Below are 17144 nucleotides of genomic sequence, written 5' to 3' on the forward strand. Positions count from 1 at the left end.
GGCGGACGTCAGTGCACGGGCAGCAGCCAGGTGCCGGTCTCCGGGCTGACCAGGCCGCACCGCACCGCCGTCGTCGCGGCCTCGACGCGGGAGTGCGCGTCCATCTTCGTCAGCACCCGTTGGATGTGACAGCGCGCGGTGGCCGGCGTGACGCCGAGGGTGCGGGCGATCTGCCGCGTGTCGTGCCCGCCGACCAACGCGCTCAGCGTCTGCCGCTCGCGTGGGGTCAGGAACGCGGCCAGCCGGCGGACCTCCTCGTCCGAGGCCGCGGTGGCCGGTCGGGCGGGCGGCGGCGCGGCGTCGGTCGGGAACACCCGTTCACCGGCGTGCACCCGGTGGAGCAGCTGCACCATCTCCCGCGTCAGGCAGCGCTTGTTCGCCACCCCCGCCACCCGCGCCCGGCGCGCGGCCGTGACGAGGTCGACGTCGACGCGGCCGGTGAGCAGGACGATCCGGGTCTCGGGCCCGCGCCGCTGGAGCTCGGGCAGACGCGGCAGGACCGAGTGCGGACCGAACATCACGTCGAGCAGGCACACCTCCACCGGCTCGCGGCGCAGCACGGTCACGGCCGCGTCGGGGTCGTGCGCCACGCCCACGACGCGCATCCCGGCCGCGCCCAGCAGCTCGGCGAGCGACTCGGCGAAGACCGGATGGTCGTCGCAGATCAGCACGCGGATCACGCCGACAGCCCTTCGACGTACTGCTGCTCGGCCGGCGGCGCGATGGGCAACCGGAGTCGGACACAGCCGCCGCCGAGCCCGCCGCACCGGATCTCCAGACCGCCGCCCGCGCCGGCCGTCAGCTCCCGGACGATGTCGAGGCCGCGCGCGTCCGGTCGGGGCCGCGTCGTGCCGAAGCCGGGGCCGTCGTCCTCGACCTGGGTGACCGCGCCGCCCGCCTCGGCGCCGATCCACACCCGCACCGTGCCGGTCGGCCCGGCCGCGCGGACCGCGTTCTGCAGCAGGTTGCGCAGCACCCGCCAGAACGCGAGCCGGTCGGTGACGGCGGTCAGTTCCTCGGCGCGGAACTCGATCAGGGTGCTGTGGGAGCGCCGGATGGTCTCGACCACCTCGGCCGCCACCAGGTCCAGCCGGGTGTGCCCGGGACGGGGCCGGGGGCGCGGATCCGTCGGCGCGAGCACGCACTCCTCGTACGCCCGCTGCAGCCGCCCGAGCCATCGAAGCTCGCTCAGGATCAGCAGCGCACGCTCCCTGCTGTCGGCGCCGACGTCCGGCGCGGTGCTCAGCAGCGTCGCGAGCAGCGAGATGGTTCCCAGCTCGTGATGGATGTCGTGACTGAGTTGGCGGCACCGCGACCAGGTGGGGTCGCGATGCGCGTTGTCGATCTCCGACCGGGCCGCCGGCACGGGCGCCCGACCGCTTCTCACCTCGTCCACGTCGGCACCTCCCGGGTTCGTCAGCACCAGGAGTAACTGGGCACGTCGTGACGTCGGGTTCACCTGAAACGTCGGGCTTGGCGGCCATTCGTCGTACTCGTGCCATGTCCCGCGCCGCCACCGCGCACCGGCGCCCGGCGTGGTACCGCCGGCGGTGCTGCGGCGGGCGGCCGCGACCACCGTCGACGCCGCACCGCCGCGCGCACCACCGCCTCAGGCGAGGTCGATGAAGCGCTGCAGCACGATGACGACGAAGACGAACAGCAGCGGTGCGATGACGGCGTCGAGCAGGCGGCGCGCCGGGCGGTGGCGGGAGCGGAGCTCGGCCTGCAGGAGCACCCTGCCGACCAGCGCCGCGAGCAGCACGGCGAAGACGACGACCCCGATCCATGGCGGCACCGTCGCTGCGGCCTGCCGGACCGCCTCCCAGCCCGGAAACGCGGTCGGCCTCACCAACGCCTCCGGGGGGAGGGCAGGCGCACGGTCCACCCGCGATCGCGGCCGAGCTCGACCGACGCCGCGAGCGACGCGATCACGACGAGCACGGCGAGCCCCCACGCCGGCGACCACCACCCCAATTGGAGCAGGACCTCCGCTACCAGAATGCCGAGCGCGAGGCTCAGCGCGACGGCGACGATCAGCTCCGTGAGGCGGTCCCGCAGCCGCACCAACCGCACGCAGGCCAGCCCGGGAACCACCGCCAGGTAGGTGAGCACGGGCACGGCCCGTACCGCCGCCGGCGCGTCGAACAGCACGAAGCCGAGCACGATGGCGCCCGACAGCAGCACCAGCAGCGGCGGGCGGGCGAGCCGCTGCCCTGCGGCGCGCCGACCGGTGGCGGCCGCGGCGCGCACCGCCTCCGGCGGCACGGACTCCCGGTCCGGCCGCGCGAGCCTCCGGTCGACCGCGCGCTCAGCGATTTCCACCACGGATTTCTCCCTTCTTCGTCAGTACGTAGACCCGGGCGTCGGCGTTGGCGTAGACCTGCCGGAAACGGCCGGACCCGATCACCTGCTGCTCCAGCGCGCTGCCCCATCCCGGCGGCTTGCCGAGGAACGACTCCCCGAACACGTACTGACCCCTGGACAGGATCAGGAAGGCGCTGGGGTTGGCCCGCAGCTCGTCCTCGACCGCGGACACGGCCACCGGCCGGTCGTCGTCGCTGACCGTGGAATACCGGTACCGCTCCACGTGCCGCGACCGCCACGGCACGTTGGAGGTCGCGGCGACGAACGAGGTGCCGGCCGGCGCGTGCGCGTACAGCCAGTCCACGGCCGCCAGATCACCGCGGCGGACCTGCTCGAAGCTCTCGTTGCCGTAGCGGGCGATGAAGAAGGCGCCGGTGAGCGCGGCGCTCAGCACGACCGCCATGAGCATGACGAGCGCGCGGCGCGGCCGCCGGACGGGCGCCAGGTGAGCGGCGACCAGCACCGCCATGAAGGGCAGCGCGAAGGAGTAGACGCGCAGCAGGATCTCCCCGCCGTAGCTCTGCATGCTCAACAGCAGGAACGGTGCGCCGGCGAGTGCCACCAGCGCCGGGTCGTTGTCGCCGGCGCGCATCCGCCGCCACGCCCCCAGGGCCGCCAGCCCCCACACGGCGGCCGCCAACTCGACCCGGAACAGCACGACGATCTGATGCGTCGCGTCGCCCTGCACGCGCTCGACCGCGCCGCTGTTGAGCACCCCCAGGACGTTGCCCAGCGAGCCGAAGATCTCGTCGAGGTGGCCGGACCAGTACGGGACGGTGAAGTAGCTGAGGTGACCGACGACCATGACGCCGAGCAGAACCGGCAGCGCGCGCACCCGGCACTGCCGGACCAGCACGAGCAACGCCACGGACATCGCTATCGCCACCGGGGTGAGCTGGTGGCTGGCGGTGCTGGCGGCGAAGACCACGACGACCACCACCATCAACCCGAGCAGGGAGGTGACGCCGTACGGATTTCCGGACGACGCGGACAGCAGCGGCGGTGCGGGAAGCCGGATCATCCGGGACAGCCGGTCGCGCAGCGGCCGGTGCGCGTGCCGGTGCGCGTGGTCGAACGCGCGCGGCCGGAACCACACCAGCAGCACCGTCAACAGGACCAGGTAGAACAGGTAGTTCAGCGCCTGCGGCCCGAAGTAGTCCTGCCCCACCCAGTTGGCCGGCACGAACAGCCACACGGCGAGCCACGCGGTGCGCACGTCCGACGACGTCGCCCGGGCCAGCCGGAACACCGCGGCGACGTAGAGCAGGTTGAACGCGACCGGCGCCCAGCCGAGCAGCGGCATCGCGTCCGGCATTCCCGCGGCCCGTGTCGCCATGGCGACCAGGGCGAAGAATCCCGGCCAGCTGAACCGGGCATCGAGCTGCGGCAGCGTCTCGCCGGTGCGCGCGATGTAGTCGGCGAAGCCGACGTGCAGCCAGCCCGGCAACAGTCGGGGCAGCGGTTCGATGATCGGCGCGGCGCCGAAGAGCAGGACGACCAGCACGACGACGTGCGCCGCGAGCAGCGCGCGCGGGGCGCCGCCGCGGCGGAACACGGCGACGACGAACCCGACCGTGAGCGCGGCGAGCGCGGCGTAGAGCCGCGGCGGAAGCGCGGAGACGAGCCCCAGCGGCCCGATCTCCGTGACCCGGGCGGCCGTCAGCGCCTGGATGCCGGTGGCGAGCACGACCGGGGGCACGGACCACGCCGCCACCGCGGCGATGCGGCCGCGGCTCGGCCATCGGAGTTCGGCGAGCCGGTGTGCGACAGCCGTGCTGCTCATGACGCCCTCCTGACGAGTCGCCGCAGCGACGGCAGGATCGCCGCGGCGACGATGAGCTGTCCGGTGAGGTAGGCGACCCCGACGCCGGTCACTCCGAGACCGCCCATCGCGAGCACGGAGAGGGAGACGACCAGGGCGCTCGCCGCGGCGTGGACAGCGATGACGCGCCCGACGCTGCGCCGCACCCGGCAGACGGCGACGAACACGACGACGACCAGCTTGGGCAGCACCGCGAGCGCGAACAGCCGGACGACGGCCGGGCCGTCGGCGGCGTACCGGGTGCCGAAGAGCGCCAGCAGCAGCGGCGCCAGCGCGCACAGCGCGACGACCGCGGGCGCGAACAGGACGAAGCCGCGGCGCAGCACCGTCCGGGTGTATGCCGCGAGTCGCGACTCGTCGGCCGCGGCTTCGACGGTGAGCGACGTTCCGAAGTGGTACGCGATCAGCTCGAGCGAGGTGCCGAGCAGCCAGCCGATGTAGAACACCGCGTTGGCCTCGGCGCCCAGTCGCGCGGTCACGATGATCGGCAGCGCGTTCGTGCCGGCCTGCATGAACAGGAATCCGAGGTAGTCCATCGCCACGAACCGGGCCAGCATGCGGCGGGCGGGCAGCCCGACCGTGCCGCGCCGCGCGCCCAGCCGCGGCAGCAGCCGGCGGAACACCAGCACGTTGATCGGCACGAGGGCGGCGACGACCGCGAGGTTCCACGACGCGAAGATCCCCACCCCGGGCAGCGCGCCGGCCAGCAGCACCAGCAGCACGAGCTTGAGAATCCCGACGGCCGTGTTCTCGACCGGCACCCACAGCGCGCCGCGGGCCGCGGTGAGCACGCTGTCCTGGAGCGTGAACACACCCCACGCGGCGACGCACAGCGCGAAGGCCAGCGCGAGCGCCGGGGTGCGGGTCAGGAAGCCCAGCCCCTCGGCGACGGCGGGCCCGAGGAGCAGGAAGCACCCGCTCAGCACGAGCGCCACGGTGCAGCTCGCGCCGTACGCGTAGGCGACCACCCGACGGCCGCGCGCCCCGGCGCCGGGCAGGAAGCGGGCGAGCGTGCCGTTGAGGTTGAGCTGGGACAGGTTGCTCAGGAACATCATCGTCGAGATCAGGGCGGCGCCGGTGCCCACCTCGCGCGCCGGGTAGAGCCGCGCCGCGAGCGCCCAGTAACCCATGCCGAGCGCCGAACTGACGACAGTGTTGACCATCAACGCGTAGACGTTGGTGTTCAGCGGTTCGCGCAGGTGCTCACGCAGCCGCGCCACGCCGGTGGACCCGCTGCCGCCGTACGAGACGACGGCCGGCCCGGCGTCCGGCCAGCGGTGCGCGCTCATCCGGCGGCCCGCCCGGCGCCGGCCCGTGCGAGCCCGACGTACCGCCGCGCGCGCCGGTACGCCCGCCAGCCCCGCGTGCGCAGCTGCTCGCCGCGCCAGGCCAGCGGCCAGCCCCGCCCGTCGAGCAGCGCCTCGATCGTCGCCGTCCCGGCGTCGCGCTCGACCAGCACGCGCGCGATGGCGAACGGATCGTCCGCGCCGTGGCTGAGCGCGTTCTTCACCGCGCAGGCGGAGGTGTAGCCGGCGGCGCGCACGGCCCGGCGCACCGCGGCGCTGCTGTAGCCGTACGGGTACGCGAACGACGACACCCGCTCGCCCAGCGCGTCCTCGAGCGCCAGCCGGCTCAGCGTGATCTCCTGCGGCAGCTCACCGCGGGCGAGACAGTCCAGCGCCCGGTGCGTGTGGCTGTGCGAGCCGATCTCCACCCCGCCGGCGCGCAGCTCCGCCACGGCGTCCCAGTCGAGGAACGGGTCGCTGCGCCGGGTCCGCGGCGACCCGATCCGCGACGTGATGACATACGCGGTCGCCGTGAGGCCGTACCGGCGGAGCACCGGCAGGGCGGTCTCGGCGAGGTCGGCGAAGCCGTCGTCGAAGGTGACGAGCACCGGCCGCGGTGGCGGTGGCGCCTCCCCGCGCAGCATCGCGGCGTACGCGGTCACCGTCAACGGCGTGCGGCCCCGCTGGGCGAGCAGCGCCATCTGCTCGTCGAAGTCGCCCGGCGACACCGACCAGCGCAGCGTTCCGTCGCGGGGTTCGTCGCTGATGCTGTGGTACCCGAGCACGGGCACGACGGCGCGCGGGCGTCCGGGAGCGGTCATCGGCCGGTCCCTCCCGCGCGCGCCGACCAGGCCGCCGCCGCGTAGTGCAGCGGGCCGAGCGCCATCCCGCAGAGCTCCAGCGCCGTCAACGACGCCGGGTAGTCGCGCCGCTTGCCGCCGTTCTTGTCCGACCCGGGACGCAGCGCGTAGCCGATCCCGCGGGGCAACCGCCCGAGCAGGTCCCGGCGTCCGGCGCGATCCGTGACCAGGTGCTTCGCCACCACCGCGCTCAGCCCGACGCCGTAGTGGTACATCGAGCGGCGCAGCGCGCGCACCTCCCGCCGGTGCGTGTGCCACACGATGGCGGCCGGCTCGTAGACCAGCGCCCGGCCGCCGAGGACCACCCGCAGCAGCACGTCGATGTCCTCACCCGTGCGCAGCAGCGGATCGAAGCCGCCCAGCCGGCGCAGCGCGTCGGTCCGGAAGGCCATGTTCGCCCCCGAACCGTAGGCGCCCGGCAGGTACGGGTAGAGCGACCGGCGGGTGGCGGGGACCCGCTCGACCGTCCCGGCCACGACCGTGTCGTATCCGTGCCGGTCGAACCTGCGCCGCCGACACCCCTTGCCGAACCCGCCGTACTGCTCCAGCCAGATCTGCGCGGGCGTCTCCAGCTCGCGCGCGAGCACCTGTCCGGTCACGGCGACGACGTCGGCGTCGGTGAAGCCGGCGACGAGCTTCGACAGCCACCGCCGGTCCACCGTCACGTCGTCGTCGGCGAAGGCCACGATCTCCCCGCGCGCCTCGGCCAGCCCGCGGTTACGCGCATGGCTCACCCCGGCCCGCGGCTCGGCGGTGTAGCGCAGTCGCGGATGGTGGGCGCGGCGCTCGGCGACGAGCCGCGCCGTCGACGCGATCCGCGGCGCGTTGTCCACCACCACGGTCTCGTAGTGCGGATGGTCCTGCCCGGCGAGGGAGTCGAGGGCGCGGCCGAGCAGTCGGGTGTTCCCGCAGGTCGGCACGATGACGCTGACGAACGGGGCGGGCCCGGCGCGGTCGCTGTCGAAGACGCAGGGCGCCGCCGGGGCCAGCGGCCCGGTGTCCAACCGGTGGACCGGCCGCAGGCCGTCCGCGCGCAGGTGCTCGGCCAGCTCCTTCGACAGCCGTTGCGCGATCGCCGCGGCGTGCGCCGGGGCGCCCAGCCCACCCGGTGGCAGCCCGATGTCCAGCAGGCCGAGCGGCTGCCCGTGCAGCCGGACGAACACGTGCGCCGCGTCGTACCGCGTCCCGTCCGGGCCGCCGTCGGGTACGTCGGGGACGCCTTCGGAGAGCTCCACCGTGACCACCCGCGCCGGCGGCGGCCCCGCGCGGCGGCGCGGCCGCGGGACCGTGGCGGTGGCGTCGGAGGCCCGCAGCGCGAGCGCGGAGGCGTAGCCGGAGGCGGTGAGCAGCAGGCCGGCCACGATCGCCGCCGCCCGCAGCAGGCCGGCGCCGTCGCCCGCGCGGATCTCCCGCAGCCCCCGGCGTACGCCGGCCGGCAGCGCCCGGCGGGTGTAGTCGCGCTCCGCGGACAGCCCGGAGGCGGCGCCGACCAGGCGCGCCACGACCGCCTTGGACCGTCCCTCGCCGAAGCAGCGGCGGCGGAAGTAGCGCCACGTGGCCCGGTCGGCCGTGACCCGGTGCCGCACGCGCGCCGCCGGGTCGTAGAGCACGACGCCGTCCGGGTGCCGTTGCCGCATCCGGATGCACAGCTCCGTCTCCTCGCAGCCGACCGGGGTGCGACCGATCCGGCCGAGCGCGGGGTCGAAGCCGTCGATGCGGTCGAGGACCGAACGGCGGAAGGACATGTTGCAGCCGATGACGTTGCGCACCGGGGCGACCCGGACCGGTTGGCCGGTGAAGCTGCACCCGACCACCCAGTCGAACTCGGGGGGCAGCCATCGCGGCCGCCGGCCCTCCCACGCGGGGACGGCCCGGCCGCCCACCGCGAGCACCCGCGGGTCGTCGTAGTGCGACACCAGGCGCGCCAGCCAGTCCGGCTCCGCCGCGGCGTCGTCATCCAGGAACGCGACGATGTCGCCGCGGGCGTGCGCGACACCGGTGTTGCGGGCCCCGGACAGGCCGCGCGGGCCGGTGCTCGACACGACGACGGCCTCGGGAAAGGCCGCCGTCGCGCGGTCGAACAGCGCGGGGTTGTGGTCGACGACCACGACGAGTTGATCCGCCGGCACCCGCTGCGCGCGCACGGAGTCGACCGCGCGCACGATCTCCGTCCAGCGCCGTTCGGTGTAGACGCAGATGATGACGGTGACGCTCGGCGCCGCCCGGCGGTCGTCCGGAACGACGGCGGGTACGGCCGCCGCCTCAGATGTTGACGAGCACCCGCTCGACGTTGCCGCGAAGCCACCGTGGGCTGTCATGGTCCCCCTCCGAATCGATGAAGAGCTGAATGTGGCGCAGCCAGTAGAGAAGTACGGCCGATCGCGGCGGGATGCCGTCCAGCCAGCCGGCGGCCTCGGCGTCGGGCACGGCCAGCGCCTCGCCGAGACCCCGGCGCAGGGCGTGCACGACGACGTCGCCGAGCTCGTCGCCGCGCGTCAGCCGGCGGGCGAAGACGTGCAGGTGCAGCAGATCGTGCAGCGGCAGTTCGCGCGCGCCGGCGCGGTCCCAGTCCACGACCCCGGTGACGTCGGCGCGTGGCCGGCCCGCGAGCAGGTTGCCGGGCCAGAAGTCGCCGTGGATCCAGGACGTGCGCACGGTGCGGCCGGCGAGCGCGGCCACCAGCTCGCGCCGGGTGCGCCGTACCGCGTCGAGCAGCGGCCGGTGACCGGGTCGGGTCGCCGCGAACGCGGCGAGTCGGCGCAGCGGCGCCCCCACCCACGCCTCGATCGCGGCGTCGTCGACCGGGGTCGGTTCGCCGGTGCCGTGGTGCAGGTCGCGGATGACCCGCGTGGCGGAGCGCAGCAGAGCCGACCGGCGGGTGCGCCGGAGCATCGCGTTGTCCGCCGGCGTTCCCGGCAGCGCCTCCTCGACCCAGTAGCGGCGCCCGTCGGCCTCGCCCTGCCCCAGACACCGCGGCAGCACCGGCCGCAAATGGGACAGCCGCGGATCGGCCCGCAGCGTGGTGAGCACCCGGGCCTGTCGCCGCAGCCCCGCCTCGCCCTCGGCCGTCCACGGCACCTTGACCACGTAACGCCGGCCGGGGCCGGTGACGGTGACGACGAGGACCGCCGTGCTGGTGAAGACGGCCCGTTCGGCCCGCCGGCCCCCCACGGGTGGGGCCCCGGCGACCTCGGCCACCAGCCGCGGCGCGATCGCCGCGGCCCAGGCCCGCTCGCGCCGGCGCCGCCAGCCGGCGGCGCGGTCGCGCAGCACCGGCAGGGCGAGCGCCACCGCGGCTCTCACCGCGCCGCCCGTTCCACGTAGTGCCGCCAGATCCGGGTGAGCGCGTCGGCGAGCACCACCTCCCGCGGCCGGTGCGCGTCCAGGCGCTCGAGGTGCGGGACCCGCCGTTGCAGGAGCCGGAAATGGGCCCGCTCCGCTTCGAGGTGCGCGGGGTCGTACTCACCCGACCGGCGGTGCATCACCGCGCCCGGCACGTCCAGCAGCAGGACCACGTCCGGCGCCGGGCACAGACGGCTGAGCAGCAGGAAGTACGGCCGTTTGAGCCACCGCAGCGACCCGCGCGGCGGCAGCAGCGCGTCGTAGACGTACCGGTCGAACACCACGGTGCGGCCGAGCGCCCGGTGCCGGAGCGCCCCGAGATAGCGGCGCCACACCACGAAGGGGCGCGCCAGGACGCGCAGCGCCTGCCCGGCGGCGCTGCGCGGCGCGCCGGTGGACGACCACAGCCCCATGTAGACGCGGCGCACCGGGAAGTAGGACGCGGATTCGAGCCCCGCGGCCAGCGTGGACTTGCCGGCGCCGTCCGGTCCGATCAGCGCCACGCTCGCACCCCGCCGCGACCATGCCTGCAGCGGCCGTTCGACGACCCGCAGCGCGGAGGAGACGACGGCGCGGCGGGCGGCCGTCCCGGGGTGGGTGAGCCACCACCCGGCGAGGAACCGGCGGCGCAGCGCGGGCAGCGCCGACCACCGCCCGGCCCGCGCGTGCGCGAGCAGCGTGGCCGGCGACGCCAGCGGCGGCATCGCCCGCACGAGCGGGCTGGTCAGCGACGCCGCGGGCGCGAGGTGCCCGAGACGGTCGACGTGGTGCCGGGCAAACGCGCGCTTGTCGAGCAGGCAGTGCAGCAGCAGCGCCCAGAACTCGTCCTCCGGCGCCAGCGTCCACGCCCCGTTCGCGCGGTGGCGTCGGGCGAGGCAGTGTGCGGCGGCGCCGGTGCGCACCTCGAAGTTCCGGCCGTACGCGAGCTCGGTCACCAGGTCCAGCTCGACCCACGTCGCGGTGGCGGCGTCGAGGCCGAGGAAGAACCGGTGCGTTCCCCGACCGTGGGATCGCAGCCGGACCAGGCCGCACGCCTCGATCGCGGTCACCGCGCGCGGCAGGTCGGCGGGCGCGACCAGCAGGTCCACGTCGTCCCGTGCGGCGCGTGGTGTGACGCCGTCGCGCAGCAGGCACCACCGGATGTCGGCGGCGTCCAGGCCGGCCAGCACGGCCCGCGCGAGCGGCGGGCGCCCGTGGCCCGGGTCGGGGTCGGGCCGGTGGTCGAAGGGTTCGCCGGCGGCAGCGGCGCCGCCGGGGACGTACGGCGGCGGGGTTCGGGAGCCCATGCGCTACTCCCGTCCCCGGCGCCGTCGCAGCGCCGCGCTGACCCGGCGTCGGGTGCGGTCGGTCAGGGCGGTGATCGGCACCGGTTCCAGCCGGTAACTGGCGTAGTGCTCCTCGACGGCGCCGAAGCGGCTCTTGAAGAGCGCCAACGGGGAGCCGGGTGCGGAGTCGCCCATGTGGTACGCCGTGCATCCGGCGGCGGCCGCGTCCTCGATGGCGGTGCGGTGCAGCAGGTAGTTGGCGTAGCTGCGGCCGGCCGCGTCCTCGTCCATCGCGCCGCGCCAGTAGGCCGCGACCGCCGGCCCGAACAGCACGATGATCGCCGCGACCGGACGTCCGTCCACCCGCGCCACGTAGGTCCGGCACCGCGGGCCGCACACCGCGGCGACGGTCGGCAGTTTGCGGGTCGGCTCCCGTCGCGCGGCGCGCCGCCGTGCGAAGGCGAGCGGCACCCCTTCCCGGCGCGCCCACCGGTCGACGGACCTGGCGTACAGCTCCTGGAAGACCGGCAGCAGCCGGCCGGTGTCGTCGCGCTGCACGACGACACCGGCGCGCTCGGCGCGGCGGACCCGGGTGCGGGTGTCGCCGCGGAACCGCTTCCGCCAGACCTCGTCGAAGCCGCCGGCGAGGGACAGCGTCTGGGCCATGAGCGGCCGGCGCAGCGCCCGGCGTGGCCGGGCCGCGTCCCAGGACGGGCCCGTCGCCGGGTCGGGGCGCACCGAGACCCGCAGCGCGTGCCGGTCGGCGAGATCGGCGAAGACCATCCGCGCGTCGTCGGGTCGGACCTCGCCGCCCTCGCCGAGCAGACCCGCCGGCCCCCACCCGGTGGGCCCCGAGGATTCCGTCCAGAGCACCCCGGGCAGCACCGCGCGGCGGACGAGCGGCAGCACCAGCCGGCGCCCGTCGGCGGTTTCGTAGAGCCGCGAGGCGTTGCGGTAGCCGCCGACGGCGCAGACGCAGTCGAGCCATTCGGGTGTCTGGGTCGGCAGGGCGCGCGGGGCGGAGGCGAGTACCTCCGCCCACGCGCCCGCCGGCGCCGGGCTGGTCACAATGAACGGTCGGCCGGCGGCGACCTGCCGCGGACGCGGCGCGAGTGTCGTGCTCACGGGCGCGGCGCGACGTCGGCGTGCCAGTAGCGCTGGGTGACGTCGTTGCTCGCCAGAATGACCAGCCCCGACGCCTTGCTGACGCTCTGCTTCGTCGACGTCACGTGGTTGAGGTTCGGTGACGCGACGTCCCGGATCACCGGGGTGCCGCGTCCGGTCGGGAACGCGATCCGGTTCATCGGGGAACTCTTCTTGAAGATCGTTCCCGCGACGCCCGAGTACGGACAACCGCGGTCGGGCGCGGTCAGGAACACGTGCAGCATCTGCCGGGCGGCGTCGAGGATCAGCACCGGCTGTGTGTGGCAATCGGCGATGCGTCCGACCGTGGCCCTGGTCCACGCCCCGGTTTTCGGGTTGCGGGCCAGCAGCAGGATCTGCGGCGCCGACGCCGGTGAGGTGCGGTCGTTGAGGCTGGTCTTGACGACCGCGAAGAGGCGCCCGCCCGGACCGGACTGCAGCGAGCGCAGACTGATGTGGTCGTCCGCGTAGCCCGTACCCTTGACCGCCGTGCTCCGGACGCTCCACTTCGTCCGCGCGGCCGCGTCGTTGTGCAGGGCGAAGTAGACCGCCGACTCGCGCTGGTTGCTCCACATCACACCGATCCGACCGTCCCGCATGGTGACGACCGCCGAGATGTCGTCGCTGGACACCGTGGTCGCGCCTCGGGCCGGGATGACGAACGGGGTGCCCCATCGAGCGGTGCCGGGGAGCGTGGAGTTGACGTAGATCTTTGATCCCTGGGCCCATGTCGCCCAGAGCACCCCCTTGGTGTCCCGGTCGATGGTCAGCGTCTCGCTGGAGTAGTTGTTGATCTGCGTGGGGAAGCCGGCGTCGCGGGTGTACCTCTTGGTGCTGCGGTTGTAGCTGTATCGGAACAGCCGCGCGGGGTTGCCTGCGGTGGCCTCCGCCGACGAGCCCGCCCGCACGCGCGAGGCGACGTAGAGCCGGCTGCCGTCCCAGAGGGTGTCGGCCCGCGTCTTCGGCCGGGGGTCGAGGACGGTGCCGGTGTCGCGCCACCGCTGTGTGCGCCGGTCGAGCCGGTAGATGTGGTGCGTCTCGCTCGCGGTGTGGAACATCGACGCCCACCAGAAGCCGTCGTTCCACCACAGCTTGCTCTCCGCTTTCTCCGCGGTCGCCGCCGGACCGTCGCCCGACGTCGACGGTCCGGCGTAGCCGACCTTCCCGGCCGCGGCCTCGGACGGCGGGCTGAGCGGTCCGGGCAGCGGCGTGACGGTGAGCAGCGCGCCGAGTGGCGCGGCGAGCAGGAGCCGGAGATGCTTCCTGCGCAGGTGGGTCTTCATCACAGGGTCCCTTCGCTCAGCGCCTCGCGGGGCGCGCCACCGCCGGGTGATTGGGCGGCCGCCGGCCGCCACAGCTGGAGGACGCGCTGGTCGATCGGATCGACGACCGGTCGGGGACGGCGGACGAAACGCTCCCGGAGCAGCGTGCGGAGCACGCGCTTGCCGTCGCGGAACGCGTGCAGGTTCGAGGTGCCGCAGCGGCGCGGCAGCTCGTTGCTCGGCACCTCGGCGATGCGCAGGTCCGCCTTGAGGGCGTGCACGACGAGTTCCGTCTCGATTTCGAAGCCGTGCGAGGTGAGCGCCAGCGCCGGCAGGCACTCGCGGCGCACCGAGCAGTAGCCGTAGCACAGGTCGGTGAAGTGGACGAGGAACATCGTGTTGGTCATCCGGACGAGGAGCTGGTTGCCGAGCTTCCGGATCAGCGTCAGGTCGCTCGATCCGCCGCCGGCCAGGAACCGCGAGCCCTTCACGAAGTCGTAGCCGTTGAGCAGCGGCGTGACGAAGCGGTCGATCTCACTCGGCTCCATGCTGCCGTCCGCGTCGATCATCACCACGAGATCGCAGCTCGCGGCGCCGAACGCGACCCGTACCGCGTCGCCCTTGCCGCGGTAGCGCTGGGGCACCACGACGAGGTCCGGGCGGACGGCGCGCGCCACCTCCACGGTGCGGTCCGAGGAGTGCCCGTCGACGAGGATTACCTCGTCGACGATCGACGGCATCCGCTCGAGCACCCAGCCGATGTTGTGCTCCTCGTTCATCGCCGGGATGACCACGCTCACCGTCTGCCGGCGCGGGTGACCGTTCACCGGGAAGTCGTCCCTGCCCGCGCGTCGCTCGCGCGTCCGCAGCAGGCTCACCGACCCCCGCCCCTCGTGTCCGGCGGCGGCGCCGCTGTCGTGCGTGGGGGAGAGCGGGCTGACGATGGCGGCGTGGTTGTCGACGTCCTGCGGCAGGCTTGTCACGCCTGCCTCCGTCCGTTGACGGAGGCGCGATCGATGCGGATATCCATCCATCCGCAGGTCCCCATTGTGTCAGTAATGGGAATTGAAATGACCTTCACCAAGCTTCCCTTCCCGAACGGACTTCTGCCTTTACCTCGACCGCATCCGTTGATGAATTCGCCCCACCATTTCCTTGTTTCTGGTAATGCCGCGGACCGCACCGAAACGGCTCCGTCCGCGTTGTCGAAATCCGCTGCCCGTGCGGGCAACTGCGGCCGACGGCGCAGGTTACGGCCGTATGCGGGCGTTGGCGCGAACCCTTTCGCGGCGGCTGACGATGACTCGCGACATACATTCGCAGACACGCGGGTCCGAGCGTCCATATGCAACGGGAACGGCTCCGTTCCAGGCTGACTCAGCAAACGAATTGCGGTGAACAGAAGGTTAACGACAAGGGGGACGCGGGAAATCTCCCGATCGCCGCAGCCGCGGCTACGCCGTTTGCATGACGCGGCGCCTCACCGGCGCGTCCCGCGTACGCCGTGTCGCAGCGCCAACGCCACCGACTCGAGCGTGGAGTGCACGCCGAGCTTGGCGAGGATGTTCTGGGTGTGACTGCGCACCGTGTTGGTCGAGACGCGCAGCTGCCGGGCGATCCGGGGACGGTCCAGCCCGTCCACCATGCACTGCAGCACCTCACGCTCCCGCGCCGTCAACACCGCGAGCGGGTCGGTTCCGGGACCTCCACCGAGCAGCTCGGGCAGCACCCGGCCGAGCAGCTCGGGCGGGAGCCACGCCTCGCCGCGGTGGACGCCGCGGATCGCCCGGACCAGCTCCGCCGACCCCACGGTCTTGGGAAGCCAGCCCCGTGCCCCGCACCGCAGCGCGGCGACCACCGCGTCCACGGCCGTCACCTCGGTGAGCAGCACCACCCCGCTGCGCGGCGACACCTCGCGCACGTGCTCGACCAGCGGCAGCGCGCCCCCGTCGCCGAAGGCCATGTCCAGCACGACGACGTCGGGACGGTCCCGGACGAGCCGGGCGCGGGCCTGCGCGACGGTGTAGGCCACGGCGACCGGCCGCAGGTCCGGCTCGCGGGACAGCCGGAGCTGTAGCGCCTCGGCGAAGAGCGCGTGATCGTCGGCAAGGAGCATCGAGACGCCGTCGGACCCCGGTCCCGACCGGCGCGTCCCGGATAGGTCAGCGCTCAGGTCGTCGACGCCCATGCGAATGGGTTACCCGCCCACCGGCCGCCTCCGCCGGCCGTCGCGCCGAACAGGGATGGTCGGACGACCGGGTTACGGACAAGGGGCGACGGCGCGCGGGAACGCGCGTGAGGCGAGGGGTCATCCCACGGCGGCGCGTCGGCCGGCCGCCGTGGGAGTGCGCCGGTGGATCAGATCAGGCCGTGCGCGAGCATCGCCTCGGCGACGCGGCGGAAGCCGTCGATGTTCGCTCCGGCCACGTAGTCGCCGGGCATTCCGTACTCGTCCGCCGTGGCGTAGCACCGGTCGTGGATGTCCCGCATGATCTCGCGGAGCCGCTGCTCGGAGTGGGCGAAGCTCCAGGAGTCGCGGCTGGCGTTCTGCTGCATCTCCAGCGCGCTCGCGGCCACCCCGCCGGCGTTGGCCGCCTTGCCGGGGGCGAACCCGACGCCCGCCTCGGCGAACGCGCGCACCGCCTCGGGCGTCGTGGGCATGTTCGCCCCCTCCACCACCGCGAGGCAGCCGCCGGCGACGAGCGACGCGGCGTCGGCGCCGGTGATCTCGTTCTGGGTGGCGGACGGGATCGCGATCTGGCAGGGCACCTCCCACACCGGGCGCCCGGCGACGAAGCTGGAGTGCGGCCGCGACTGCGGATACTCGCTCAGACGGGCCCGCCGTACCTCCTTGATCTGCTTGAGCAGCTCGACGTCGATGCCCTTCTCGTCGACGACGTAGCCGGAGGAGTCCGAGCAGGCCACGACCGTCCCGCCGAGCTGGTGCACCTTCTCGATCGCGTAGATCGCGACGTTGCCGGAACCGGAGACGACGACGCGCTTGCCGTCGAGCCCCTCTCCCCGGGCCCGCAGCATCTCCTCGGCGAAGAAGACCGCGCCGTACCCGGTGGCCTCGCGGCGCACCTGCGCCCCGCCGTAGATCAGGCCCTTGCCGGTGAGCACGCCGGACTCGTAGCGGTTGGTGATGCGCTTGTACTGCCCGAACAGGTAGCCGATCTCGCGCGCGCCCACGCCGATGTCGCCGGCCGGCACGTCGGTGTACTCGCCGATGTGCCGGTAGAGCTCCGTCATGAAGCTCTGGCAGAACCGCATCACCTCGCGGTCCGACCGCCCCTTCGGATCGAAGTCCGAGCCGCCCTTGCCGCCGCCGATCGGCATCCCGGTCAGGGCGTTCTTGAAGATCTGCTCGAAGCCGAGGAACTTGACGATGCCGAGGTAGACCGAGGGGTGGAAGCGCAGGCCCCCCTTGTACGGGCCCAGGGCGCTGTTGAACTCCACCCGGAAGCCGCGGTTGACCTGCACTTCGCCCCGGTCGTCCTCCCACGGCACCCGGAAGATCAGCTGGCGTTCCGGCTCGCAGATCCGCTCGATGATCTTCGCCTCGGCGTACTCGGGATGCCGCGTCAGCGCCGGTCCGATGCTCTCCAGCACCTCGCGGACCGCCTGGTGGAACTCGTCCTCACCCGGATTGCGCCGGATCACGTCGGTGAAGATCGCGTCAAGCTTTTCGTCCATGTCGACAGGGCCTCCGGGGTGTGGGATCACATCGATTGAGTACGGGCGCGAGCCGTTGCCCGCCGCGTCGCGCCCACGTCGTGGTGGACCGCGGCCGACAGGGC

At 73.8% G+C, this 17144-nt stretch carries 15 protein-coding genes; all 15 read right to left on the minus strand.

Going from position 1 to position 17144, the window contains the following annotated elements; translation table 11 throughout:
• Positions 1 to 8 precede the first annotated feature (8 nt).
• Positions 9 to 680 carry a response regulator gene (locus tag BLW47_RS13295; RefSeq protein WP_175543615.1) on the minus strand — a complete coding sequence of 224 codons (672 nt, stop codon included), beginning with the start codon at positions 678 to 680 and terminating at the stop codon, positions 9 to 11.
• Entirely contained in the window at positions 677 to 1396 is a 720-nt protein-coding gene (locus tag BLW47_RS25100; protein WP_175543616.1) for a sensor histidine kinase, read from the minus strand. The genes BLW47_RS13295 and BLW47_RS25100 overlap by 4 nt, the downstream gene beginning before the upstream one ends.
• 213 nt (positions 1397 to 1609) lie before the next feature.
• The gene (locus BLW47_RS13300; RefSeq protein ID WP_091556150.1) at positions 1610 to 1849 is read right to left on the minus strand and encodes a hypothetical protein; all 240 of its coding nucleotides are present in this window, start codon (positions 1847 to 1849) and stop codon (positions 1610 to 1612) included.
• Entirely contained in the window at positions 1846 to 2325 is a 480-nt protein-coding gene (locus BLW47_RS13305) for a hypothetical protein (protein WP_091556152.1), read from the minus strand. The genes BLW47_RS13300 and BLW47_RS13305 overlap by 4 nt, the downstream gene beginning before the upstream one ends.
• Positions 2309 to 4147 (minus strand): hypothetical protein, encoded by a 1839-nt coding sequence (locus BLW47_RS13310; protein ID WP_091556153.1) that lies wholly within the window; start codon positions 4145 to 4147, stop codon positions 2309 to 2311. The genes BLW47_RS13305 and BLW47_RS13310 overlap by 17 nt, the downstream gene beginning before the upstream one ends.
• Complete coding sequence (locus BLW47_RS13315; RefSeq protein ID WP_091556156.1) at positions 4144 to 5475, minus strand: polysaccharide biosynthesis protein; 1332 nt, start codon at positions 5473 to 5475, stop codon at positions 4144 to 4146. Before BLW47_RS13315 ends, BLW47_RS13310 begins: the two co-directional genes overlap by 4 nt.
• Positions 5472 to 6293 carry a polysaccharide deacetylase family protein gene (locus BLW47_RS13320; protein ID WP_091556158.1) on the minus strand — a complete coding sequence of 274 codons (822 nt, stop codon included), beginning with the start codon at positions 6291 to 6293 and terminating at the stop codon, positions 5472 to 5474. The genes BLW47_RS13315 and BLW47_RS13320 overlap by 4 nt, the downstream gene beginning before the upstream one ends.
• Positions 6290 to 8650, minus strand: a complete 2361-nt coding sequence (locus BLW47_RS24695) for a glycosyltransferase family 2 protein (protein WP_139307283.1) — start codon at positions 8648 to 8650, stop codon at positions 6290 to 6292. Before BLW47_RS24695 ends, BLW47_RS13320 begins: the two co-directional genes overlap by 4 nt.
• Positions 8595 to 9635, minus strand: coding sequence for a phosphotransferase family protein (locus BLW47_RS13335; RefSeq protein WP_175543617.1), 1041 nt, complete (start codon positions 9633 to 9635; stop codon positions 8595 to 8597). Before BLW47_RS13335 ends, BLW47_RS24695 begins: the two co-directional genes overlap by 56 nt.
• Positions 9632 to 10960 (minus strand): nucleoside/nucleotide kinase family protein, encoded by a 1329-nt coding sequence (locus BLW47_RS13340; protein ID WP_091556163.1) that lies wholly within the window; start codon positions 10958 to 10960, stop codon positions 9632 to 9634. The genes BLW47_RS13335 and BLW47_RS13340 overlap by 4 nt, the downstream gene beginning before the upstream one ends.
• A gap of 3 nt (positions 10961 to 10963) precedes the next feature.
• The gene (locus BLW47_RS24700; RefSeq protein ID WP_139307284.1) at positions 10964 to 12064 is read right to left on the minus strand and encodes a GNAT family N-acetyltransferase; all 1101 of its coding nucleotides are present in this window, start codon (positions 12062 to 12064) and stop codon (positions 10964 to 10966) included.
• Positions 12061 to 13365 (minus strand): hypothetical protein, encoded by a 1305-nt coding sequence (locus tag BLW47_RS24705; RefSeq protein WP_139307285.1) that lies wholly within the window; start codon positions 13363 to 13365, stop codon positions 12061 to 12063. Before BLW47_RS24705 ends, BLW47_RS24700 begins: the two co-directional genes overlap by 4 nt.
• Positions 13365 to 14327 (minus strand): glycosyltransferase family 2 protein, encoded by a 963-nt coding sequence (locus BLW47_RS13350; protein ID WP_217634845.1) that lies wholly within the window; start codon positions 14325 to 14327, stop codon positions 13365 to 13367. The genes BLW47_RS24705 and BLW47_RS13350 overlap by 1 nt, the downstream gene beginning before the upstream one ends.
• A gap of 497 nt (positions 14328 to 14824) precedes the next feature.
• Positions 14825 to 15460: a response regulator transcription factor gene (locus tag BLW47_RS13355; RefSeq protein ID WP_175543618.1), complete on the minus strand. Its 636-nt coding sequence runs from the start codon at positions 15458 to 15460 to the stop codon at positions 14825 to 14827.
• Between the two features lie 242 nt (positions 15461 to 15702).
• On the minus strand, positions 15703 to 17040 hold the full coding sequence (gdhA, locus tag BLW47_RS13360; protein ID WP_091556169.1) for an NADP-specific glutamate dehydrogenase: 1338 nt from the start codon (positions 17038 to 17040) through the stop codon (positions 15703 to 15705).
• Between the last annotated feature and the right edge of the window lie 104 nt (positions 17041 to 17144).

The organism is Micromonospora pattaloongensis, from assembly GCF_900107255.1.
Taxonomy (GTDB): Bacteria; Actinomycetota; Actinomycetes; order Mycobacteriales; family Micromonosporaceae; genus Micromonospora_I; species Micromonospora_I pattaloongensis.